This window comes from Bremerella sp. TYQ1, from assembly GCF_020150455.1.
GTDB classification, from domain to species: Bacteria; Planctomycetota; Planctomycetia; order Pirellulales; family Pirellulaceae; genus Bremerella; species Bremerella volcania_A.
The window spans coordinates 6,064,064-6,085,692 of record NZ_CP083740.1; the positions used below are offsets into that span (position 1 = coordinate 6,064,064).

Annotated in this window: 19 protein-coding genes; 11 read left to right on the plus strand and 8 right to left on the minus strand. The window is 55.6% G+C overall.

What is annotated here, in order from left to right; all coding sequences use genetic code 11:
• Positions 1–85 precede the first annotated feature (85 nt).
• Together LA756_RS24690 and LA756_RS24695 are read left to right on the plus strand one after the other, a co-directional pair.
• Positions 86–634, plus strand: coding sequence for an ATP-dependent Clp protease proteolytic subunit (locus LA756_RS24690; protein ID WP_224437386.1), 549 nt, complete (start codon positions 86–88; stop codon positions 632–634).
• Positions 635–699: 65 nt separating this feature from the next.
• Positions 700–2,019, plus strand: a complete 1,320-nt coding sequence (locus LA756_RS24695; protein WP_224437387.1) for a hypothetical protein — start codon at positions 700–702, stop codon at positions 2,017–2,019.
• On the opposite strand, the gene LA756_RS24700 is transcribed toward LA756_RS24695, so the two are convergent.
• Positions 2,016–2,981: a cytochrome c gene (locus LA756_RS24700; protein ID WP_224437388.1), complete on the minus strand. Its 966-nt coding sequence runs from the start codon at positions 2,979–2,981 to the stop codon at positions 2,016–2,018. The two genes, LA756_RS24695 and LA756_RS24700, sit on opposite strands and share 4 nt — an antisense overlap.
• Positions 2,982–3,090: 109 nt before the next feature.
• On the opposite strand from LA756_RS24700, the gene LA756_RS24705 reads away from it, so the two are divergent.
• Positions 3,091–4,200: an FAD:protein FMN transferase gene (locus tag LA756_RS24705; protein WP_224437389.1), complete on the plus strand. Its 1,110-nt coding sequence runs from the start codon at positions 3,091–3,093 to the stop codon at positions 4,198–4,200.
• 15 nt (positions 4,201–4,215) lie between these two features.
• Here the strand turns inward: LA756_RS24705 and LA756_RS24710 are convergent, their stop codons facing one another.
• Entirely contained in the window at positions 4,216–5,967 is a 1,752-nt protein-coding gene (locus tag LA756_RS24710) for a DUF1598 domain-containing protein (RefSeq protein WP_224437390.1), read from the minus strand.
• A gap of 222 nt (positions 5,968–6,189) precedes the next feature.
• Positions 6,190–7,107 (minus strand): SGNH/GDSL hydrolase family protein, encoded by a 918-nt coding sequence (locus tag LA756_RS24715; protein ID WP_224437391.1) that lies wholly within the window; start codon positions 7,105–7,107, stop codon positions 6,190–6,192.
• Positions 7,108–7,317: 210 nt separating this feature from the next.
• Here LA756_RS24715 and LA756_RS24720 point away from each other — a divergent pair, with 210 nt between their 5' ends.
• The gene (locus tag LA756_RS24720) at positions 7,318–9,282 is read left to right on the plus strand and encodes a fructose-bisphosphatase class III (protein WP_224437392.1); all 1,965 of its coding nucleotides are present in this window, start codon (positions 7,318–7,320) and stop codon (positions 9,280–9,282) included.
• A 121-nt stretch (positions 9,283–9,403) separates the two neighbouring features.
• On the opposite strand, the gene LA756_RS24725 is transcribed toward LA756_RS24720, so the two are convergent.
• The gene (locus LA756_RS24725) at positions 9,404–9,928 is read right to left on the minus strand and encodes a hypothetical protein (protein ID WP_224437393.1); all 525 of its coding nucleotides are present in this window, start codon (positions 9,926–9,928) and stop codon (positions 9,404–9,406) included.
• A 418-nt stretch (positions 9,929–10,346) separates the two neighbouring features.
• On the opposite strand from LA756_RS24725, the gene LA756_RS24730 reads away from it, so the two are divergent.
• The 3 genes from LA756_RS24730 (at position 10,347) to LA756_RS24740 (ending at position 12,912) form a co-directional block, all read left to right on the plus strand.
• A complete protein-coding gene (locus tag LA756_RS24730; protein WP_224437394.1) occupies positions 10,347–10,676 on the plus strand; it encodes an Hpt domain-containing protein in 330 nt (109 codons plus the stop codon).
• A gap of 80 nt (positions 10,677–10,756) precedes the next feature.
• Positions 10,757–11,989, plus strand: coding sequence for a hypothetical protein (locus LA756_RS24735; RefSeq protein ID WP_224437395.1), 1,233 nt, complete (start codon positions 10,757–10,759; stop codon positions 11,987–11,989).
• Between the two features lie 23 nt (positions 11,990–12,012).
• A complete protein-coding gene (locus tag LA756_RS24740; protein ID WP_224437396.1) occupies positions 12,013–12,912 on the plus strand; it encodes a folate-binding protein YgfZ in 900 nt (299 codons plus the stop codon).
• On the opposite strand, the gene LA756_RS24745 is transcribed toward LA756_RS24740, so the two are convergent.
• Positions 12,909–14,594, minus strand: a complete 1,686-nt coding sequence (locus LA756_RS24745; RefSeq protein ID WP_224437397.1) for an HD-GYP domain-containing protein — start codon at positions 14,592–14,594, stop codon at positions 12,909–12,911. The two genes, LA756_RS24740 and LA756_RS24745, sit on opposite strands and share 4 nt — an antisense overlap.
• Before the next feature lie 368 nt (positions 14,595–14,962).
• Here LA756_RS24745 and LA756_RS24750 point away from each other — a divergent pair, with 368 nt between their 5' ends.
• Positions 14,963–15,979 carry a sugar nucleotide-binding protein gene (locus LA756_RS24750; RefSeq protein ID WP_224437398.1) on the plus strand — a complete coding sequence of 339 codons (1,017 nt, stop codon included), beginning with the start codon at positions 14,963–14,965 and terminating at the stop codon, positions 15,977–15,979.
• Positions 15,980–15,985: 6 nt separating this feature from the next.
• Here LA756_RS24750 and LA756_RS24755 read toward each other — a convergent pair whose 3' ends face one another.
• The 3 genes from LA756_RS24755 to LA756_RS24765 all read right to left on the minus strand — a co-directional run bounded on the left by LA756_RS24755 (position 15,986) and on the right by LA756_RS24765 (position 18,160).
• Positions 15,986–17,113, minus strand: a complete 1,128-nt coding sequence (locus LA756_RS24755) for an aminopeptidase (RefSeq protein WP_224437399.1) — start codon at positions 17,111–17,113, stop codon at positions 15,986–15,988.
• 79 nt (positions 17,114–17,192) lie between these two features.
• Positions 17,193–17,573 carry a hypothetical protein gene (locus LA756_RS24760; RefSeq protein ID WP_224437400.1) on the minus strand — a complete coding sequence of 127 codons (381 nt, stop codon included), beginning with the start codon at positions 17,571–17,573 and terminating at the stop codon, positions 17,193–17,195.
• A gap of 161 nt (positions 17,574–17,734) precedes the next feature.
• A complete protein-coding gene (locus tag LA756_RS24765; protein ID WP_224437401.1) occupies positions 17,735–18,160 on the minus strand; it encodes a hypothetical protein in 426 nt (141 codons plus the stop codon).
• Positions 18,161–18,572: 412 nt separating this feature from the next.
• Here LA756_RS24765 and LA756_RS24770 point away from each other — a divergent pair, with 412 nt between their 5' ends.
• The 3 genes from LA756_RS24770 to LA756_RS24780 are packed head-to-tail and all read left to right on the plus strand — an operon-like array spanning position 18,573 to position 21,628.
• Positions 18,573–19,466, plus strand: coding sequence for a hypothetical protein (locus tag LA756_RS24770; RefSeq protein WP_224437402.1), 894 nt, complete (start codon positions 18,573–18,575; stop codon positions 19,464–19,466).
• Between the two features lie 42 nt (positions 19,467–19,508).
• Entirely contained in the window at positions 19,509–20,726 is a 1,218-nt protein-coding gene (locus LA756_RS24775) for a formylglycine-generating enzyme family protein (RefSeq protein WP_224437403.1), read from the plus strand.
• Positions 20,723–21,628, plus strand: a complete 906-nt coding sequence (locus LA756_RS24780) for a hypothetical protein (RefSeq protein WP_224437404.1) — start codon at positions 20,723–20,725, stop codon at positions 21,626–21,628. The genes LA756_RS24775 and LA756_RS24780 overlap by 4 nt, the downstream gene beginning before the upstream one ends.
• The last annotated feature ends 1 nt before the right edge of the window (position 21,629 follow it).

Sequence of the window (21,629 nt, forward strand, 5' to 3'; positions counted from 1 at the left end):
TACCGCGATAGTTGCTTGCGTTATCATAAACGGAATATTTGATACCGCCGATCCGCACGCCAACGTAACGCAGCGAGCAATCCTCATGGCCAAGCCTGCCAAACCGGACACTTCCCCCGACTCCGAGCATGAAGAAGAAACCGGCCCGTCTGAGATTGTCATCTCTGGCGAGTTCGGGGAATCGTGTACCGAGATTTACGAGAAAATCTTGGAAGTCCCCCTCGAAGGCGAATGCACGCTTTACTTCGATTCCCCTGGCGGAAGCTCGTATGCGGCCATCGGTTTGGTAACGCTGCTACGGCTACGGAAGATCAACGCGACTGGTATCGTGATCGGCGAGTGTTCTTCTGCCGCCATTTGGCCCTTCGCGGCATGTAAAAAACGGTATGTAACGCCATGGAGCGTGATGCTGTTTCATCCCATGCGTTGGCAGAGCGACGAGAATATCCCCGTGACCGAAGCAGCTGAGTGGGTTCGGCACTACCATCACTTGAATTCCGAGATGGATTCGATGCTGGCAAGCTTGTTCGGCACGAAGCAGGAATTGATCGCCGAGTGGACCCATCCTGGGCGGTTCGTCACTGGGAACGAACTTGCTGCGACTGGGCTGGCCGAGTTAATCGAGCTTTTCTGATTCATCCTGATCTCGGTACGATAGCTGAGACTCCACTTCTCGGGCTTTTCCGGATAACCCTCCCCATGCTTCGCTGCACTGTCGTACTGCTCTTGTTAACCTCTTTTGTGTTTTCCGTTGGCTGCGGATCGTCACCTCCGGCAGATCCCTACGGCGATGCGGCGACGCCGGCCGATTTCGGAGAGTTGAAGCTCTCGCAAACGGTGAACGACCCGCGGATCAAAGGGGAACTTGAGCGTTTAAAAGCTCAGCAGGCACTACCACCCCAAGTGGCCGATGCGTATCGAGATCGAACCGACGCTGTGAGCGGAGAGATGGTCACCAAGTTTCTCCGCGGGAGCGATCCGAAGTATGTCGAAGACGCGTTGATCGACAGTGCGCATTGGTGGAACCCTAAGTCGCCTGGACGCGACTTGTTAGTTTCGACGCAAGGGCAAGACTTCCTCGCCGAGTGGGATACCCAGCGGAAAGCTGGTCGCAACGTGCTGCTGCAACCGAAAGCTCGGTTTCCAGTTCATCTGGAAGAAGGCATTCTCGCCGATCCGAGTTGGACCTCCACAATGCACTGCTTGGCCCGGGCCGAACTATTGGAGGCAGCCAGGCAGGCGAGTCAAAACAACATGAGCGAAGCCGTGACAGCCGCCGCATACGCACTCGCCTATGCCGATCAGTTGAATCAGGTACCCTTCCTTCCGGCTCGGAACACGGCGATTGCCATTCGCGAAGAAACGCTCATAACGCTCCGAGCACTGCTCAAGCATCCCGAATTTTCGGCAAAGCAACTGCGCACACTGGAGACAGTGCTCAAGCAAACCATGCAAGGCTGGCCTGAGGACAAGCAGCTTTGGATCGCCGATCGTGCGAGCGGACTGCAGTTTTTGGAAATGATTCGAGCTGGGCATCTCGCTTCGCTTCTAACCCGCGAGGAATACGATGCCATGATGGCCAATGGCGAATTCGCCAAGCTGTCCTCGAAGATCATGAAGAATCTGACCACCGATCAGGCCTTTTATTTGGACGCGATGAAGAAGATCGTCGATTTCTCTTCGCAGCCGTACCATCAGCGGGCCCAAAAGCTGGCCGCCATTACCGACGCACTGAATGTTGCGGCGAACTCGGGAACGTACCCAACCGTTTCAGGCGACTTCCTCCTTAGCGGGATGCATGCACAGCATGCCGATATCGCCAAAGACAAATCACGCATGATGGTATGGCTGGCCGCCGTTCAGACGGCAAACGGGCATCCGCCCAAGGAGATACCGGTCAGCGATTTCTCGGGCCAACCGATTGTTATTCAAGACGATCCGAACCAAGTCGTAGCCAGCTTTGCTGGGTTGCCAGGCGAGATCCCAGATTTGGTCATCCCGAAGTTCCAAGAAGACTAACGGTAGCTCTCGTGACAAAGCGTGCAGGCCTGACCGACGTCACCGGTCGCTTTGCGTGCCTCGTCGGCGTTGTTTTCTTTCACCGCTTTAACGACACGTAACGCGGCATCTTGCATCTGCTGACAAAACGTCACGTAGTCTTCGTCGTCGTAGTACTCGAAGCCTTCCTTTTGCATCGCGTGGCCAATCGCCGCGACGATTTCGGCTTCATGCAGAATGTCTTCGATGTTGTCGTTGAACTCTGAGGCGCTCGCGGTCATCGGTTTCAAACGTTTTTGATAAGCGATTTCCAGACGCTGCATCAGTGGCGGGCGATCGGCGATTTCTTCCCAGGTTGCTTTGGGATCGGCTTCGCGAACATCTAGCGATCCGCCACGTACCAACTGTTCGAGATCTTCCGCACGAAGCTTGGCTTCTTTGAAAGAGTTGTCGGTGCCAACTTTCGAGTTGAACCCGGCCCGGGCAAAACCGTCGCGAGCGGTCAACGCGAATTCTTTCCAGCGGACGTCACCGTCGTGCTCGTCGATGATTTCAAACAGCATGGCCAGTTCGGTAAAGTCGCGGCGAGCTTCCTCGAAGCCTCCACCATTGAACTTCCGGACGTTCTGAACTGTTTCCAATAGCTGGTTGTTCAGGCGTTTAACTTCGTCCTGGATCGTTGTGGGGGAGATGATGTCGGCCCATTCGCCAGCTTCCCCACCCCCCGAGGCCGCGGGAGATGCCATTCCGCCACCGCCACCATTGGATGCCATAGCAGGAGCCTGACGGTTTTCGCTTAAGATCGCAGGGCGTTCCCCTTCCAAGGCTTCGGCGAAAACATCTTTGAAGAAGATGATGTTGGTTGTGGCCCCATTGAATGTTGGTGGCTTCGCGCGGCGATCCGAATCTTGAGCGACGACCGACGAAGCGGTGACTAGGCTGCCGAGAGTTCCAATTGCAAGGGCGAGAACCAATTGACGCATCGATGTTGCCTCCTGGGGAATAGCGTTCACAATTAGTATAACCCTGAACTGGAAACAGGGACAGATTTTCGACACTTACGCCCCGTCTGGGCTACTTCCGGGATGAATCGTGACGTCTGAAGAGGAAAGACTGGCCAGCCGCCGCAATTTTTTGCGAGGAAAAATACGCTCTCAAAGCGAAGCGGAGGCGGAAGAAGCCCCAAAATCGGGTGTTCAGGTTCCTTCTTCAACCGCTCCAGGGGCCTACTTGATCGAGCTTACCAGGAAGGCGATGGCGTGCCAGTTCGAGGTTTACTTGAACGCCATGGGGCCTGGCAGCGAAACCGAAGCGGCCGTCGGCGCGCTCGATCTTGTGACGCAGCTAGAGCAGCAGCTTTCCGCTTATCGCTATGACAGCGAGATCTGCATGTTGGGAGCGACCGCCTATCTCCGTCCCCAGAAAGTTGAACCGCGACTGTTCGCGTTGCTTCAGCTTTCCGTCCAGCTGTTTCGCGATACGCACGGAGCTTTTGATATTACGGCTGGACCGTTATCCAAAGTGTGGGGGTTCTTCGACCGCGAAGGAAAAGTGCCCGACGAAAACGACCTGGTTGAAGCGATGCAGTCCGTTGGCAGCAACAAGCTGGAACTCGACGCTGAGAACCAAACCCTATTCTTCACTCAGGAAGGCGTGGAGCTGAACCTAGGCAGTATCGGCAAAGGGTACGCGCTGGATAGGTGCCGAGAACATTTGCTGGACGCCGAAGTGGAAGACTTTCTAGTGCATGGCGGTACGAGCAGCGTTTTAGCCAATGGAACGCGACACGATGGAACCGGGCGCGAAGGCTGGGAAGTGGGCGTTCCTCATCCGTTGCGTCCAGATCGACGAATCGGAACGGTTCACCTGAAGAACGAGGCGCTGGGGACATCCGGGGCCGCATTTCAGGTTTTCATCCACGAAGGGAAGAAGTACGGCCACGTGCTTGATCCCCGCAGCGGACGACCAGCCACCCAAGTTTTGTCGGCAACGGTCATCGCTCCGAGTGCTGCGTTGGCGGACGCATTGGCAACCGCATGCTACGTAATGGGCCCGGAGGAAACCGAAGCTTTCCTGTCGAATTACCCCGACATTTCGGTTTTGCTCGTTCAAGCAGGCAAACGCCGAGGCTCGGTGGAAACGATCATGCTCGGCGGAATGGAAGAACGGTTCATGCTCGCTCCCGCACCCCGAGTCGACTAGCTCCGAATAGAAGGACTAGTCCCACCACCAATCGTGGTGCTTGATATCTTTAGGGACAACACTCGCTGCTCGGTCTGCTTTCATGAGACCGTAGTCGTCGACTTTCATGGCGTCGTCGGTCAGCATGGCGGTAGGGTCGAAGCTGACGCCTCCGCTCACGCCGGCTATGATGTGCTTTTTGTTGATGACACGCATGTTCATGATCGTGTCGACAACGCTTGGAACCGGGCCGGTGGTGACTTGATAGTTCCCTTTCGGACCGAAGTGAGTCATGCCCCAGTCGGCTTGATCGGCGACTCGCTCTTGTTCGATCAACGAGCAAATCATCGCCAAGTCGAAGATGTTTTTCATTTCGGCGTAGATCGGGTACTTCACCGATAACGCATCGTAGTTCTGCGAGAAATTACGAGCAAACGTCGCGTTTTCGGCGGTACTTTTGTTGGTGTGGATTCGCTTGCCTTGGTCGTCCAGCATTTCGTTCTCGCTGAGAACTTTCACACCAGGACCGGCGAGTTGGAAAGCATTACGACCTTCGTTGACGTTCACACTGCGATAGTCGAGCGTGAACCACCAACGTAGAACGTCCATCGGTGGAGCCGTACCGCCCGGCGGAATCGTAACCATGTCCAGGTAACTCGGCACTCCGGCTGTGCCCTCTTCCAGACCCATACCGATTCGCTTCATGTGATAGTCGGCTTCGACGATGATTTGGCCGACACGCGTTTCAGGGCTAACCCCATGAACGGTGATCTCTTGTGGGCCAACGGCGTCTCGTAAACCTTCCAGCCAATGGTCGCGTTGACGTGGATGCAGTGGTTTGTCGGACGTGGAGTCGAGATAGGCTTGCGCTTTCTTCAGGCCTTCTTGCGTCGGCGTGATCGCGCAGCCGAATTTACCTTGGTTGTCGATCGCGTTGCGAAGCAGCACGACGAAGTCGTCCAGTTGGAGAACCGGATGTCCCGTCGCTTGATTGACTGGGCGTCCTTCTGCATTGGGTTGCCATGGGCCTGCAGGACCGGCAATGACAATCTCGCCCGTTTCAGGATAGACGAGCAAATACTTGACCTCGTAAATCCCCGCTAGGTTCTTCATCGTGTCGTCTGGCTCGCGCCCAACGGCCCATAGCAGCTGCGATTCTTTTTCCAATCGCGTGAGCGAGACTTTTCTCAGCGGCGAATTGTTCGAAACGTTCTGGTTCGCGGTCGCAATCTTGGCCGCGTCGTGGACTTCGGAAAGAAGCGTGTCGTTGGTAAGCGTTGTCACGCGCTTCAGCGTTCCTTCAGAGTCGACATAAACCCCAGTCGGGAACGGTGAGATCGCCCCGGCACCGCCGAGTTCTTCCCAGGTTTCGGGTTCGACGGTGGTGGTGATTAAGTCGATTAGCTGATCGAAGTCAGGCGTAATCCCGCCACCCCTGGCGCCGGTCGTTTGGCTACGCTGCTGGGAGGCCTGCGTTAGTACGTCGGAACGCGTTTGATCGCTTTCGATATACGACGCGGTTTCGACGGCGGCATGAATTAGGCCGGCTTTCATTTGAATGTCGGCAATCATCTTGTGCCCGTCGTCTCGCAGCGATGGGTCGGTGACCTGCGAAAGCTCTTCGAAGGCACGCGTGAATTCGCCCACTTCGCTGAACGAGCGGACGCGCGAAAGCGACTGCTTCGTGGCGGCTTTTTCAGTGCCATCGGCGCAGGTAAGAGATGGATTTTGGATAGCAATAACGAGCGCAAAACTCGCCAAGATCCCCGCTCGGATGAGATTGAGCACGGGAGACTTCTCCAGAAAAGTGACTTCTCTATGTTCCGTGAGAGTTTAGGTTCACTTCTTTTGCGAGTTTCGTCAAGCGATTAGTTCCTCTGGGCGGTCAGATTGACGCTAATTCGGGAGCAATTGCCTGATCAGCCCCGTTTGGCGGTATCTTTTCCACGAAATCACCCATCTACACCCATCGCCGTTCGCCGATCGATGGGGCCCGGTGTCCCTCTTCAGCTACTTCCCGCGACGAAGCTCGTCGATGTCGGATTGCAGCGACGTGGCGACCTCAGGGGCATCACCCAGTGCCTGCGGTTCTACTTTCTTTTCCCGGGTATATCCAATGTGATTCATCCAGCGAGACGAGCGATGTCGACGAAGCTTGTCGACTTGTTGGTAAAGAGGATCCGCTTTGATCTCCGTAAGCGATTCTTCTGGAAGCGAGACTCCCAGGGAAGTCAAAATGGTTTGGGCCATCAACAAGTGCCCTTCCGCCCCTGGATGAACGCGATCTTTCGAGAACGGCTCGGTCCTCGCATCGCGGGCCTTCCGCATGGCAGTATGTAGATCGATCACTTCTACGCCGTCGATATCGAGCGACTTCTCCCACGCGGCATACTTGGTCATCACGTCGTCGTAGTTAAACTCGCCTGCCTTCGCTTCCATATCGTAGATGGGTGGAGTGACCAAATAGATCTGCTGCACCCCGGCCATCTTGCACTGGGAAATCAATCGCTGCACGCCATCTTGAAACGCCGCGAACCGTTCCGCATCAAGCGGTTGGTAGATGCCATCGTTGATTCCGTAGCAAGCGAACACGATCCCTGGCTTCACACGCTCGAGCAGGCGCGGTAACCGCTCGAACAAGCAAGGCCGAGGGAACTTGCCACCGGCATGGTTGTCTTCGCTGAGGCCTGACAACGTTTCGCTGGCCAGCCCCAGTCCGTAGATCTCGAAGCTTTGTTGGGGATAAAGCTTCTCGAGATAGTAATCGAAAAACGTCACATAGCCGCCAGCTTGGGTGATGCTATCTCCCAGAAACACGACCCGCTTACCGGCGAGACGTTCAACGGCAGAAGCTTTCGATTCCGCACCATAAACCGAGGGAAGAAGCAGAAAGAAGATGAGGCAAACAACCGGCGGGGAGGTTTTCATGAGGAGCTTTCTATCAAGGTGGGATCGCGGGACTTCATCATTGTGATGGAACGGGCAGGGCTCGTCCAACAAGTTTGCACGCGGCCGGCAATATTCGTAAACTACCTGCAGCTTTTTCCTTTCGGGAAGCATCTCCCAGGTTTTGGGGCAGCCGCAACCCAATGGATGGTTCGGAAATCGCGCATCCATTATTCAGACGCCAATTCAACCGTGCAAACGACATCGCATTCTTTTAAGCGTCCTAAGGCAGATCTTTCCATTCTCGAACTGCTCGCGCTGCAGTTTCCCAACGTCGATGCAGCCATCGCCGAGTCCGCTCGCCTGGCCGCCGTGCAGACGTTGCCCAAAGGGGTTGTGCATGTCATCAGCGACATCCACGGCGAAGATAAGAAACTGCAGCACGTCATCAACAATGCCTCTGGCACGCTTCGCCCTTTGGTCGAAGAAATGTTCGCCGAGACGATGACCGAAGCGGAGATGGAAGAGTTCCTCACGCTTACGTTTTATCCGGCTGAAGTCACCAAACGGGTCGGCGAAACGTTGACGAGTCCGGAAGAGATTCGCGCCTACGCACTGCAGATGCTGATGCCGCAGTTAGAAGTGTTGCGCTATTTGGTCTCGAACTTCAGCCTTCGCCTGGCGACGAACGTCTTTCCGCCAGAATACCGTGAATTGCTGCTCGAGATGATGCATGCCCCTTCGACCGAACGGGGGCCAGAGTTTATCGGGGCAATTCTCGATGAACTAGTCCGGCGCGATCGAGCGTTGCACTTGATTCATTTACTCGGCCGCCTGATTCGTAACCTGGCGGTGGACGAATTGATCATTGCCGGCGATCTGTGGGATCGTGGTCCCCGCGGCGATCGGGTCATGGATTACCTCCGCCTGCAGCCAAATGTCGAATTCATCTGGGGCAATCACGATGTTCTATGGCTGGCCGCGTCGCTGGGTCATGAAGCGGCCCTGTGTACCGTCCTCAGGGTCTCGCTGCGGTATCGCCGGATCGGCCAACTTGACGAAGGTTATAGCGTTCCACTGACTCCGCTCGAACACTTAGCACGCACCGTCTATGCCGACGATCCTGCCGAGTATTTCATGCCGAAAGGGCAGGGGATGCGCCCCAACGAAGTGGTTGCACGCATGCAAAAGGCGGCCGCGATCATGCAGTTTAAGCTCGAAGGGCAGATGATCGAGCGGAACCCTCAGTGGGATCTTGGCCACCGGCGATTGATGCACCGCATCAACCACCAGGAAGGAACCATCGAGATCGATGGCCATACCTATTCCTTGCGTGATACCTATTTCCCGACGGTCGATCCCGAAAACCCGTATCAACTGAGCGAGGAAGAAGAGGCCTGCCTGACTCGGTTAAGGAACTCGTTCCTCAACAGTCAAAAGCTACGTGAGCAAATGCGGTTTATGGTCGGGCATGGCTCGATGTATTTGAAACGGGACGAGTGCTTAATCTTCCATGGCTGCGTTCCCGTCGATTCGGAAGGAAACTTCCTGCCGATCACGATCGACGGCAAATCGTTGGCCGGTCGCGAGATGTTCGAGGCCATCGAAGCGGTTGTGCGTCGAGCGGTGGTCGATTCTGAACCGGAAGATCTCGATTTTCTGTGGTATTTGTGGAGCGGTCCACGCTCGCCGCTGTTCGGTAAGGATCGAATTGCGACCCTCGAACGAGACTTCATTGCTGATAAAAAGCCGCATCACGAGACGAAAGATGCCTATTTCACGCTGATTCACGAGACCGGGTTTTGCGACCGAGTGCTTGCCGAATTTGGCATGCATGCCGAAAGCGGCTTGATCGTGAACGGCCATGTGCCGGTAAAAGTCGAAGCGGGCGAGTCACCCTTAAAACGCAGCGGCAAAGCGATCACTATTGATGGGGCGTTTTCCGAAGCGTACGGCGACCATGGCTATACGCTAGTGCTCGAAACCGATCGGATCGTCTTGGCTCAGCACTCCCACTTCGAATCGGTCGAAGTGGCGATTCGTGACGGGGTCGATATCATCCCCAAAGTTCAGAACATTCGGATGTACGATTCGCCACGCAGTACTCGCGATACGGAACGCGGCCAGCGAATTGGTTTTCGTATCGAAATGCTCGAGCGTCTGATTGAAGCGTATCAGACCAACCGCCTGCACGAGCGTCCCGTCGTCAACTCTTAGGCATCGCGGCGAGAGCTTTGCCGCGGCAAGAAACAGAAAAAGCAGCCAGCGTTCCCTCGGGAAGCATCTGGCTGCTTTTTTCTTTAGGTCGATCGCAACCGCTGGTCGCAACCGTTACCGACTAGCCACAGCAAGTCGGTTCAGGTGCACAGCAGGTTGGCTCTGGAGCACAGCAGCTCGGTTCTGGTGCACAGCACGATGGCTGGCAGCACTTGCGGAACTTGTGCTTCAGGTGGTGGAAAAGACCACACTTCTTGGCACAAGGATCGCAGCAGGAAGGTTCTGGAGCGCAGCAGGTTGGCTCTGGAGCACAGCAAGTTGGCTCAGGAGCACAGCAAGTTGGCTCAGGAGCACAGCAAGTTGGCTCAGGAGCACAGCAGCTTGGTTCTGGAGCACAGCAAAGTGGCTTGCAGCAGCTCTTGAACTTGTGCTTCAGGTGGTGGAACAAACCACACTTGTGACCGCAAGGATCACAGCACGAAGGTTCCGGAGCACAACAAGTAGGCTCTGGAGCACAACAAGAAGGTTCAGGGGCACAGCCACAGCCGTGCGACGAGAAGCCGAACATACCGGCTTCAGCGGTGGAGGCAGCGGCAAAAAGCAGACCGACAACCAACAACGCAGGGAAAGCAAAACGGGCATTCATCGAGAGGACTCCAACTTGACTCAAATTTACCACCAGAAAAAACAAACTCTTGCGAGGCTCGTCGCTGTGCACACACCGGGAAAACAAACCCCAGAGCTAGCGCGTCGCCTAGCAAGTGACTTTCCTCGGAAAGGAACTATCACTCGCTATCGACAACCCAATTCGGAACCCTCTAGCAAAATGCCCAAATTGTGTAGTCGGAGTATCTTTACAGTTCCGGTCGTAACGGATCGCGCGGCTGTGCTATCACTGCCACCGTAGAGCACCGCAAATTGGCCTCGGAACAGGCTCCAATCGTGGGTTCGAAACCCACGGTTAATAAGGAACAGCAGTCAAGTTTGTTGCTGTTGCCATTTAAGTCATCTCCATTGAGTAGGGACTTCCTTCCTCATATAGAAAGTTGTGTGGGCAGAAACCAATGACTATGACCAATCAGCAGCCATTGATTTATTCCGAATTCGGCAACGACGAAGATCTGGGCGAACTGGTCGAAATGTTTGTCGACGAGATTCCTAATCGCGTGCAAAGCATGCTCGACGCCGCCGAGACCTCCGATTGGGAGCAACTCGGGCGGATCGCGCATCAAATGAAAGGGGCTGCCGGAAGTTACGGCTTCGGCGAGGTCACCTCGATTGCCGCGACGTTGGAACATGCGTGCCGCGAAAGTGCTCCGGCCGAGTCGATCCAGCGTGGCCTGCAAGACCTGGTAAGCATGTGTCTGCGTATGCGTGCAGGAACGCCAGACTAGTCCGCATCCCGTTGACCATGCGGTATTAGAAGTCCTATGATTCGGGAATCTATCGACGTTTCCCGAATCATCAGGTATCGATGCCGTTATCGACCCCCTTCGGCGACAATGCGACCGCGCAGTGTGATATTGCACCGCAGCTGGTCCTGGCCGACCTACAGTCCGACTGTCTTGCCGCGTCCGATTTCCCGCACTGCGTCGCTGCCGCTCTAGGCAGTCCGCAAAGCTTCCCCGATCTTAGCCAGGCCTCGGTGCCCGGCGACATCGTCTTGTTTGCCTTTGGCGAAGAGATTGAAGATGTCGAACCGTTCGTGGCCGGGGCTATCCAGTACATTCAAGCGGCCGAGCTGACCGATCGAAGTTATCAGTTTCTCTTGCCGCACGGTGCCATTCCGGCCGTGGTTGAAGCGGTCAAGCAAACCGCGAGCATCCTTGGCGAAAACGGCGAAGTCATCTTGCATCAGCCGCAAGATCAAAAGGCGAACTCGTTTCTGACGTCGACCCAGGAAAGCCGCGCAATCATCCTCAATCGATATCTGTGCGACGCCGACGTCGTTGTTCCTGTCGGGCTGGCACGTGCCGAAGGTGGTTTTCGTAACTTTGGGCCGTACGGTTCGCTCTACCCGACTTACTCGGACATCGACTCGCAAAAACGGTGGAATTCGCCACTGCATGTCACGCGAGTTCAGCGTCGTCGCCGTCGCATGGCCGAGATCGAAGAAATCCGGCAGCTGCTCGGCATCGCGGTGAACTGTCTTATCCTGCCAGGTCGCGGAGGCGGATTCGCTGACGTGATTTATGGCGAAGCGGAAGCGGTTCAAACGATTGCTTCGCAGCGTATGGCCGAGCAGTGGCAACCCAACGTTCCGCAGCTTGCCGGGGCGGTGATTGCCCTGCTGACCGGTGGTCAACTGGGGCAAACGTGGGAGAATGCCGCTCGAGCACTTGCCAACGTCGAACATCTCGTCCGACCTGGCGGAGCGATCGTCTTGGCGACCGAAATCCGCAAACGTCCCGGGGCGGCAATGGCTCAAATGGCAGAGTCGCTCGAGTTCACCGACTTCGAGACCGAAATGCGCAAGTCCCGGCACGAAGATGCGGCCATCGCGTTGCAGTTCGCTAAGACATTATCGCAGTGCAAAGTTTACTTCCGCAGCCTGCTCTCGGAAGAAATTCTGGATCAGCTCGATCTGATTCCGGTCGAATCGGACGACGAGTGCAAACGAATTTGCGAGCACTACCAAGATGTCGTCATCGTGCACGACGCACAGAATATGTCCGTGAGCCTGGCCGATACGACGCAGCCTTCGTAAATGTAGATGAAAGATCGGATCGTATGAGTATCACCCTTGCCTGGGCACCTTCTCCGCTGATCAGTCGCTTGGAAGTCTCTGGCCCCAGTCACGAAAGATTTCTGCAGGGGCTTTGCTCCAACGATGTCGTCAAGCTGGAAGTCGACCACGCGTGCGAAGCTTTCGTCCCGACGATCCAGGGAAAGATCCTCGCGCATGGCTTTTTAGTGAAGCAGGAAGATCGTATTCGTTTTCTGGGAATGGGACCGCAGAAGGACGATCTGCTGCCGCATCTGCAGAAGTATGCGATGATCGAAGATGTCGAAGTCACCGACCGCAGCGGCAACACCGATGCCGTTCTCGTCTGGGGATCAGACGCCGCCAATTGGCTCAAGCAAACGTTAGGTCTGGAAGCGGCACCGCAGCCACTTCAAGTTCTGTCGGCAACCGCGGAAGGCAAGCCGTTCGATGTATTCCACACCACTCTTCTCGGCGAACCAGCCTACGAAGTTTCAGGGGAGGGTGTCGCGTCGCTGCTCAGCGGATTCGAAGCGTGCGAAGAACAGCTGGAACGTTTACGAATTCAAAATCGCTTCCCACGGCATGGCGTTGATTTTGGTGCGGATCACCTCGGACAGGAAGTCAATCGCGACGATCAAGCGATCAGCTTCACCAAAGGTTGCTACCTCGGCCAAGAGACAATCGCACGCATCGATGCGATGGGGCACGTTAACAAGAAGATTGTGCCTGTTCGCTGGGCAGGGGAGGGTGCTCCTCCAGAGCTGCCGGCTTCGATTGTGGTCGACGGCAAAGAGGTCGGACGGCTCACGTCGCTGGCCGATATCGACAGCCAATGGATCGGTATCGCAATGCTCAAGCGTGGCATGAATGCCCCTGGCACTCAGTTGGAAACCGAGCTCGGAACGATTGACGTAATCGCTTAGCCTTCCTGCAGGGAAGTGATCCAGCTACTGACGTCGAAGCCGATTCCGGCTCGTTCTTCGCTCATGATCTCGCGGATGTCGTCGCGAGCGGCAAAGAACGCTTCGATCACTTCGGGGTCCCACTGCGTACCGGAACCTTCGCGGAAGATCTCGTTCACGCGATCTTCTGGCATCCCTTTGCGGTAAGGACGATCGCTCGACATGGCGTCGTAGGCGTCGGCAACCGCCGTAATGCGAGCCAGCTTCGGAATCGTTTCGCCGGCCAGTTTATGCGGATAACCATTTCCGTCCCACTGCTCGTGATGATGCAGAACGACCGGCAAAACGGCTTCCAGTTGCTTCAGACCGGAAAGAATATTGCAGCCCAGTTCTGGGTGCAATTTGATGTGTTCGTATTCGTCATCGGTCAGGCGACCTGGCTTACGAAGCACGCTGTCGTCGATGCCAATCTTACCGACATCGTGCAGCAGGCCTGCCATATAAAGCAAATTGAGCGTTTCGTTATCGAGACCCATTTGCTGAGCCAGGCGAACGGCCAGTCGGGCCACGCGGTCGCTATGACCGCAAGTGTAAGGATCTTTCGCATCGATCGCCGACGTCAATGCACGCACGACGCTCGTCACAAATTCGGACTGACGTCGGTACAGTTCGATATTGCCGCTATGAATGCCGAGGATCGTACCGACACTGCTCAGCAGGCTGGCTTCCACGGTGCCGAAGCCTTTGTCTTCGTTGTGATTGACGGCAAACAACCAGCCAAAGATGTTTTCGCTTTCGACCAGTGGAACCGCGATAATCTGGCGGATCTCAGGACAGGGCCAATCTGGTCGCTCGGTAATTCGCTGGTTCGCAACAAACGCCGAACGCTTATCGTTTAAGTTAAACTGCGAGATGATCTGCGAGAGCATCTGCGAGTCGGCGACACATTCGCCAGAGCAAAGGATTTGCGAAGGATATCCGGTTGCCGATTCGGTGGCTTGTTCCGACCGACCAGGCTGTTGATAGACGATCGACAGCCCGCGGCAAGGAAGCACTTCCAGCAACCAGTTCAGTGCCAGATCGCCCAATTGGCAGTCGCTGCTTGAAATGCGAAGGTTCTGGGTCAGGCCGTACAGCAGGCTGATTTCTTCGTAGGTGGTCGAGAGGCTGTCCGAGACTTTATCGATTTCTTCCGTAAGGCGATCGATCTCCGTGTCGGAACTCATCTTTCCGACGGCAACCGCGGCCAAACGTTCCAGTGCGTTGATCGTCCACTCGGACTGAGAATGGAACCATCGTTTGGCGTCGCCAGGCGAACTGGAAAGAACTTGTCCCATGCGACCGAAGTCAGGCGTGAGGCCGCCGGTAACTGCTAAACGGAATGGCGCCGTCGCAAGATAAGTCTGCGAACCGTCACGCAGCGGAATCGCCAACAAGGCGCAGCCTAGCTCTTCGGCGACGATTGCAGGGGTATTCTCACGGGCCAAGCCAGGGCACAGCGAAGCCATCAACGCTTCGTCACCATGGAAAGGGCCTTCCGGAGCCAAAAGGATTTCCCCGCTGTTGCCATCCCGAAAACAAAATGACGTTCCGAAGTAAGTCCGTAACTCGGTACCCATTTGTTTCAGCCGGTGACGTACCGCTGGCACAAAAGTTCCTACCGGATTCGCAGCAAGCGAAATTGCGGTTGGGGGCAACGACATAAGTAAATTCCTAACTACTGTTTCAACAGACAATCCGCGGGCAGTTCTTACACGCCTTTTTTAAATCTAGGTCACAAGCGAATAAGTGTTTGCGATTACCAAGGAACTGCGAGAGAACTCGCCAATTACGTGACGTGTTGCTCGAAACGGTTGGTCGCTATCCCCCCACACTGTTCTCGGCCCGACCAAACTAGGGCTATCGAATCGGAGAGAAATTCTTAATATGCGGGTTATCCCTTTTGTTCCTGCTCCGGTTTAGCCAGACTTGGCCTGACTTTTTGCTTCCTAGTTCCATTTCGCGATTTCAATTCTGCGATTGACGACGCTGATGGCGTTGCGTGTTTTGCGCAAACAGCCCTTTGATATCTATGTCTATTGGTCTTCCTATCTTGATAACAGGTGTCCCTGGTGTTCCGGGATACAACGCGCTTTACCACCTGGGGCATAAGTTTCCGGGGCAAGTCGTGGGGCTGCGGCCAACCGATAATTGGCGGTTGGAAGGAGAGCATATCGTTGCGTGCGATATGGAAGATATCGATTCCCTGAAGCGATTGTTCGACGAGTATCAGTTCAAGTCGGTACTGCACTGTGCCGGAAGTTGTGCGCTGAAGTCCTGCGAATTAGATCCCGCCATGGCGTGGCGAATCAACTTGGAAGGGACCCGAAACCTGCTGCATATCCTGGAAGGAACCGATACTCGGTTGGTGCATCTTTCCATCGATTTAGTGTTCAGCGGAGCCTCAGGCGAAGGGAACATGGTCGAAACCGACTCGACCGACCCCGTCACGGTGTATGGCAAAACGATGGCTGCCGCGGAAAGCCTCGTTTCGTTAATGCGTCCGGACGCAACCATCTTGCGGATTTCGCTCCCGATGGGGGTCAGCTTTAACGGACACGCCGGGGCGATCGACTGGATTCAGTCACGGTTTCAGAAGAACCGTCCAGCAACGTTGTACTTCGACGAAGTCCGCACACCGACTTATACCGATTGTATGAATCTGGCGTTTGAAGAGATTCTCAGCCGCGACATGCCAGGCATCTTCCACGCCGGCGGGCCTGTACGGTTGAGCTTGTACGAGATCGCCCAGATCGTGAATCGGGTCGGTGGTTACGATCCCGATTTACTGATGGGCTGCATGCGGATTGAAGCGGGACCGATCCCGCCCCGAGCCGGCAACGTGGCGATGAATTCCGAGAAATTGAGCGATCATCTTGGCTTTGGGCCGTTTCATAGCTGGCCGTACGACGAACGTTACATCCCCACGCACCGCGAGTGGCACTATGACCGCCCGAGCGATCAGCCAGGCGACCCCGAACTGCTGAAGCGGATTTTGTATTGCAATCCGCTTCGCAGCGAAGGTATCGTCCGGCCGCCGTTTAAATAGCGATGCCTACGTTAGCGGCTGGGGGAATTCAGGATTCAGGAAGCGACCGTTCTCGCTGATCAGTTCACCGTCGACAAAGATCTGACCGCCTTGGCGAAGATCGCACACCATGTCCCAGTGCAGACCAGACTCGTTGGTACCGCCAGATTCTGGGTACGCGGCACCGACGGCAGCATGGAACGTCCCGCCGATCTTTTCGTCGAAGAGCGTGTTCTTCGAGTACTGCTGAATCGCGTAGTTCGTACCGATCGCGATTTCACCGAGCACACGGGCCCCTTCGTCTTGATCGAGCATCGCCAACAGGAATTCTTCCCCTTTAGCGGCTTTCGCATCGACGACACGTCCATCCTTGAAAGTCAACTCGATACCGTCCGACTCGCGGCCGCCATGAACGGCGGGAAAGCTGTATTTCACGATGCCTTGGGTGGCGGTCTCAACGGGGCCGGTGAAGACTTCGCCGTCGGGGAAGTTCTCGTGTCCATCGCAGTTGATCCACTTGCGGCCTTCGATACCCAGCGTCAAGTCGGTTCCTTGCGGGGTGATGAAACGGATCTCGTTCTTCGTCATCAGGAAGTCGGCAAGCCGCTGCTGCTGGACGCTCAGCTTTTTCCAAAGCGCGACAGGATCGTCTTCGTTCAGAAAGCCGCCACGGAAGACAAAGTCTTCATATTCCGAAAGCGACATCTCGGCATCCTGGGCGGACGAATCGCAGGGGAACTGCGTGCCGACCCAGTTCAGGGTTCCTTCGGCGGCGCGGCCGAGGAACTTCTTGAAGTACGTCTTGCGGGCCTGGCTTTGCAGCGTGCTCTTCTGGGGCGGAATGGTCGATAAGGCCTTGGTGTTTTTCTGGCCCCACAAACCGATCGAACAATCGATCGTGTCGACGGAGTGCAGTAAAAGTGGGCTCTCGTACGAAAGCTGCTCGTCGGAACCTTCTTCGAGCATGATCCGCTTGCATTCGTCCGGCACAACGCTGACTTCCGGATGGGCACCAGCACGCACGACTTCACGATAAACGGCAACAATCAGGGGCTCGGTGACGGTGGAACCGCTGATGCGCACCAATTGGCCGGGCTCGACTTTGGCGGAGTATTGAACAAGGACTTGAGCAAGCTTTTCCAGACGTGGGTCCATGCAGACCGATCCTTTCGGTTTTTTATCTTCGAGAAACTGGGCAGATGCTTAGCGCACCGCGAACTCTAATCGAGGCAATTCAAGACCGCGCGACAAGAATTGCCAGCAACACCCACGGGACCACCGCAATGACGACCGCAGCCATTTGGAGCGACTTGGGAGCGCGTCGCTTTCTTTGAGATTGCACGATCGGAGTCAAAACGCCTCCTACGCTTCCGGTGACAATCGCCGAGAAGAGCAGCAAGTCGGCGAATCCGGTCAGCGTGTTGCTGTTACCTTCCGCCGTTTGAAAGATGATCACCGAACCTCGTAGAAGCAGAAACACAACTACCAGAACCAGCGTGGCAAAGATGCACAATCCCCAAAAGACAGTCAGCGATTCGATTGCCTGGGGTTCGCTTTGAGGCGAATGAGCCTCGGGGCGGGACAGCTTCTTATGGCTACGCCGCTTCTTCGACACGTCGGGCCTACACTTACTGAGGGGGATGTTGCTTGCCTTCAGTATGCAGCCCAGCGGCCAAACGGTCAACGATATGAGCCCCTACGCGAAGTTGGCTTCGCGCATAAAAAAAGGACGCCTTTCATTTCAAGGCGTCCTTCTGCATCGATCAGGGGGCAAGACTACAGTCCGTAATAGTGGACGTCGATCTTGCCATGCTTCTTGAACACGAACTTGATCTTGAATCCGCAGCACCACTCGTACTCGACGATACCACGATGGAACATTCCGCAGCGGCTGTCGATCTTAGGAACTCCGGTGCAGCAGCTTGGCAGGCAAACGGGAACGTCCACAAAGCAGTTACAGCGAGGATCGATCACTTGCAGGTAAGCTTCCACCGGCGGGCCACACGCACAAGGGCAGGCCTTCTTCACGAACAAACGGTGATTCTTGTAGTTGAAACAAGGCTCGTAGCAGCAAGGAGTCGGCGGTTCCGGAGCACAGCAAGTTAGTTCAATGTGCTTGTTGGCGGCGGTTGCCTGGCCGACCGATACCAGCAAGATAGCAACGGCGAACAGGGCAGGGATGGTCTTGGTGAGGATGGTCATCGTTGGCAGACTCCGAAATTCCGGAAGGAAAAAAGCGCGAGGATCCTTCGCACGCGGTGCTCGCAATTCCCAGCGAGCGCAAACACTATACTCCAGCCTAACATCTCTTGTTGAATGAGCAACTGGGGAGTTTTTCCCGAGTTTTCCGCCTGGATAAGCCTGTGTAACCGCGGATTTGCTATCCGATGCGCGGCAATTTCTGTGGATTCTTTTGCCTCCAGGGTGGTTTCGACCTACGTTTTCAATGGCGGTTGCTGAACCAGAGCAGCTTCCTACCACCTATTTCCCAGGGAAAACCCGCGTTTCCCTTTCAATACCTAATTCCTTTGACTCGGAACTTGAAGAGGCCTTTCACCAGGGCAACGGTTTCCAGTCAATTCCCCTCCAACGATTGGCGGAAGGCAGGGTTGACGTGAATGCTCACGCAATGGCTCCCGTAGCGAGCCCCGACTATACGCCGCTCGATCAGGCACTCATGCAGCTTCGCCAGCATAACGGCGAACTGGAAAAGTTCATCGACCAGCTGCTGCAAGAGATCGCCAACCTCGGGCAAGAGGTAGAATCGCGCGCATCCGAACTCATGAGGGCACGTCGAGAAATCGACCAATCCTCCCAAGTCTCGACACAAGCCGCCGAGGAAAACCTCCGGCTGTCGCAACAAGTCGTGCAGCGCGAAGAAGAACTGAAGAAAGCCAATGCTCAGATCGAGCAGCTGCGCAGTCAGCTCACAGCAAGTTCCCAAGGGCAATCCAGCGACCCCGCGAGCCAGCAACGTATCGCCGAACTGGAACAGCAATTGCAAAATTCGCGCAACGACTCCGAAGCGGATGTCCAGTTGTTGTCCGAAGTAGAACAATTGCGTCGCGATCTGGCCGCCACCAAGTTGGAACTGATGCGTCGTGACGAAGCCCACACCATCGTGCGTGACGATTCCGACATGGACTCGCTCGTCGAAAAGAATCAGGCCCTCGAAGGGGAACTGCATCAAGCTCGCGGCCGCGCTATGCAGTTGACCGAAACGATCGATCAACAGCGCAAAGAGCTCAACCAGCAAAAAACAGTTTGGGCCGAAGAGATGCAAGCCATGCGTTCCATGATCGAACGTGGCTCGTCGGCACCTGCCCCCGCGGCAGTTACCCAAACACAGTCGTTCGCCGATACGTCGGTCATCAGCGATACGGCCACCGTCTGCCGAGACGAAGTCGAGTATCGCGCCAATAACAACAACACCGTCGTCGATTCCGTGATGGCCCAGTTCGCCAAGTTACAACGCGACGTCAACAAACGCCGTGGCCAACGCCAGTAAGGCGAATCCCTTTTCTCATCGTTTGCTTTTCAGGACACAACCATGAATCGCTATGTAGTAGGAGGAGTAGGTGTAGCCAGCGTCGTCGTACTGGCAGCGCTCACTTGGCTCTTCGGAAGTTTGCTTTGGGCGATGGTAGCTGTCACGCTCGGCCTCCTGTTGGGTGGCGGATTCGCAGGCTACCGACACTTCCAGCAAAAGTTCTCCTCTTCGCACGGCGCCGCGGAAACCTCTCGCGAATCGGCTCCGGCCAAATCTTCGACGACCGCCTCTCAGAAATCTCAAGCCAACGATTCTCAGTCGCTGGCCCGGCAAATGATCGACCAGGGACGCTACGCACTTCTTTTGCGTCCACAAATTGCTCAAAGCATTCCGCCGAAACTACTCGATCGCGCCCAGGCCCTGCTCGACGATGAAATGACCCTCGTCCCCGGCGGTGAAACCATCGTCGGTAAAGGAGCCAACGATTCGCCAGATCTGCCGGATCATTTGGATGGCCGCATCGTCCAAGTCGAAGGTTTCTATCTCGATCGATTTCAAGTCACCAACGAACAATATCATCGCTTTGTCGAAGCAGGTGGTTACGAACAGATCTCGCTGTGGGATCCCGAAATCGTCCCCGCACTGCTCGACTTTGTCGATCTGACAGGGGCACCAGGGCCCCGCTTCTGGAAACATGGCAAGTTTGTTTCTGGACAAGCCAAGCATCCTGTCGTGGGCGTGTGCTGGTACGAAGCGGCCGCCTACGCTCGCTGGGTCGGTAAACGATTGCCAACCGATCCGGAATGGGTCAAGTCAGGCAGCTGGCCGGTTCCACTACCAGGAGCTCGCCCGATTCAACGCAAGTTCCCTTGGGGCGAAGCGTTCGATCAAAACAAGTGCAACCTATGGGGAGCCGGGCACGATTCGACCGTTCCTGTCGACAAGTACGACGAAGGAATGAGCGTCGGTGGCGCGAACCAATTGATCGGTAACGTTTGGGAATGGACCTCCAGCCGCTTCGGTGCCTGGCAGTCGAGTTCCTCGCCGCTGGTGCTGGACGCTTCGATGCGAAGTATCCGCGGCGGTGCGTTCGACACGTACTTTGAAACGCAGGCCACGTGCGACTTCCAAAGTGGCGATAAAGCGGTTGCTCGAAAACGAAACATCGGTTTTCGATGTGCCATTGGTATTTGCGATTTGATTCCTGACGAAGCGATGCAAGCCGAACAGGCCCCCGCCCAGGTCGACCACCAAGAACTTGCTGAGGTAAGCCCATGACCAAGCGTGTCCTCGTAGCCATGGATTCGTATCGACTCGCCGAGTGCGCGGTCCCGTTGCCTTGCTATATCTGTGGGGTCGACAACAACTACAACACGGAACTGTGTCGTCACTGTGCCGCTCCGCTCGCTCTTTCGCATCAAGCACGCACCCAGGGCGTTCGTCCCCAAATGGTGGCGGTGCTCGGGACGGCTGCCGCTGGTAAGACCGTTTATCTCGGCATGCTGCTCGATATGCTGACGCGACAAAACAGCCGAGTCCAAGTGCTCGCTCGTGGTGCGTTTTCGATCACGCTCCAGCAGCGCACCATGATGGCAATGTCGAATTGCCGCTTCCCAGAGAAGACTCCTAACGAGCCAGATCGTTGGAACTGGGTGCACTGCCAGGCCAAGATCAACTCGAAAAAGAACCCCATGGAACTGATCATGCCGGACATGGCCGGGGAAGCGATTTTAGAAGAAATCGATCATCCCAACGCCTATCCTGCGATTCACTCGTTCCTGGAAAAATGTTCCGCCGTTATCCTGCTGGCCGATACCGATCGGATTGAACGAGGCGGGGCTGAACAGAATTACTTCCTAATGAAGCTGATCACTTATCTCAGCGAGCAAGACAATCGTCGCACACGCGGTAAGAGTAATCGACCGGTGGCGATTGTTTATTCCAAAGCGGATCGCTGCGAACCTTGTTTTGACAATCCCGAATTGTACGCACGCGAGAAGACGCCCAACTTGTGGCAACAAGTGCAGCAGCGTTTCACGAACTATGGATTCTTCGCTTCCGGCGTCGCAGGATCGGTCGGTTTCCGCGAAGAACCAGGCGAAGGAATGACTGCGGTACCGCTGCGGATCGAGCCGCGCGGAATTGTTGAACCGTTCGAGTGGCTTGTCCGCAAAGTATAAC

Coding starts and splice junctions, on each gene's coding strand:
- LA756_RS24730 (WP_224437394.1), top strand. CDS start 10,347: ATGACTATGACCAATCAGCAGCCATTGATTTATTCCGAATTCGGCAAC.
- LA756_RS24695 (WP_224437387.1), top strand. CDS start 700: ATGCTTCGCTGCACTGTCGTACTGCTCTTGTTAACCTCTTTTGTGTTT.
- LA756_RS24745 (WP_224437397.1), bottom strand. CDS start 14,594: ATGTCGTTGCCCCCAACCGCAATTTCGCTTGCTGCGAATCCGGTAGGA.
- LA756_RS24775 (WP_224437403.1), top strand. CDS start 19,509: ATGAATCGCTATGTAGTAGGAGGAGTAGGTGTAGCCAGCGTCGTCGTA.
- LA756_RS24740 (WP_224437396.1), top strand. CDS start 12,013: ATGAGTATCACCCTTGCCTGGGCACCTTCTCCGCTGATCAGTCGCTTG.
- LA756_RS24700 (WP_224437388.1), bottom strand. CDS start 2,981: ATGCGTCAATTGGTTCTCGCCCTTGCAATTGGAACTCTCGGCAGCCTA.
- LA756_RS24750 (WP_224437398.1), top strand. CDS start 14,963: ATGTCTATTGGTCTTCCTATCTTGATAACAGGTGTCCCTGGTGTTCCG.
- LA756_RS24715 (WP_224437391.1), bottom strand. CDS start 7,107: ATGAAAACCTCCCCGCCGGTTGTTTGCCTCATCTTCTTTCTGCTTCTT.
- LA756_RS24735 (WP_224437395.1), top strand. CDS start 10,757: ATGCCGTTATCGACCCCCTTCGGCGACAATGCGACCGCGCAGTGTGAT.
- LA756_RS24780 (WP_224437404.1), top strand. CDS start 20,723: ATGACCAAGCGTGTCCTCGTAGCCATGGATTCGTATCGACTCGCCGAG.
- LA756_RS24725 (WP_224437393.1), bottom strand. CDS start 9,928: ATGAATGCCCGTTTTGCTTTCCCTGCGTTGTTGGTTGTCGGTCTGCTT.
- LA756_RS24690 (WP_224437386.1), top strand. CDS start 86: ATGGCCAAGCCTGCCAAACCGGACACTTCCCCCGACTCCGAGCATGAA.
- LA756_RS24755 (WP_224437399.1), bottom strand. CDS start 17,113: ATGGACCCACGTCTGGAAAAGCTTGCTCAAGTCCTTGTTCAATACTCC.
- LA756_RS24765 (WP_224437401.1), bottom strand. CDS start 18,160: ATGACCATCCTCACCAAGACCATCCCTGCCCTGTTCGCCGTTGCTATC.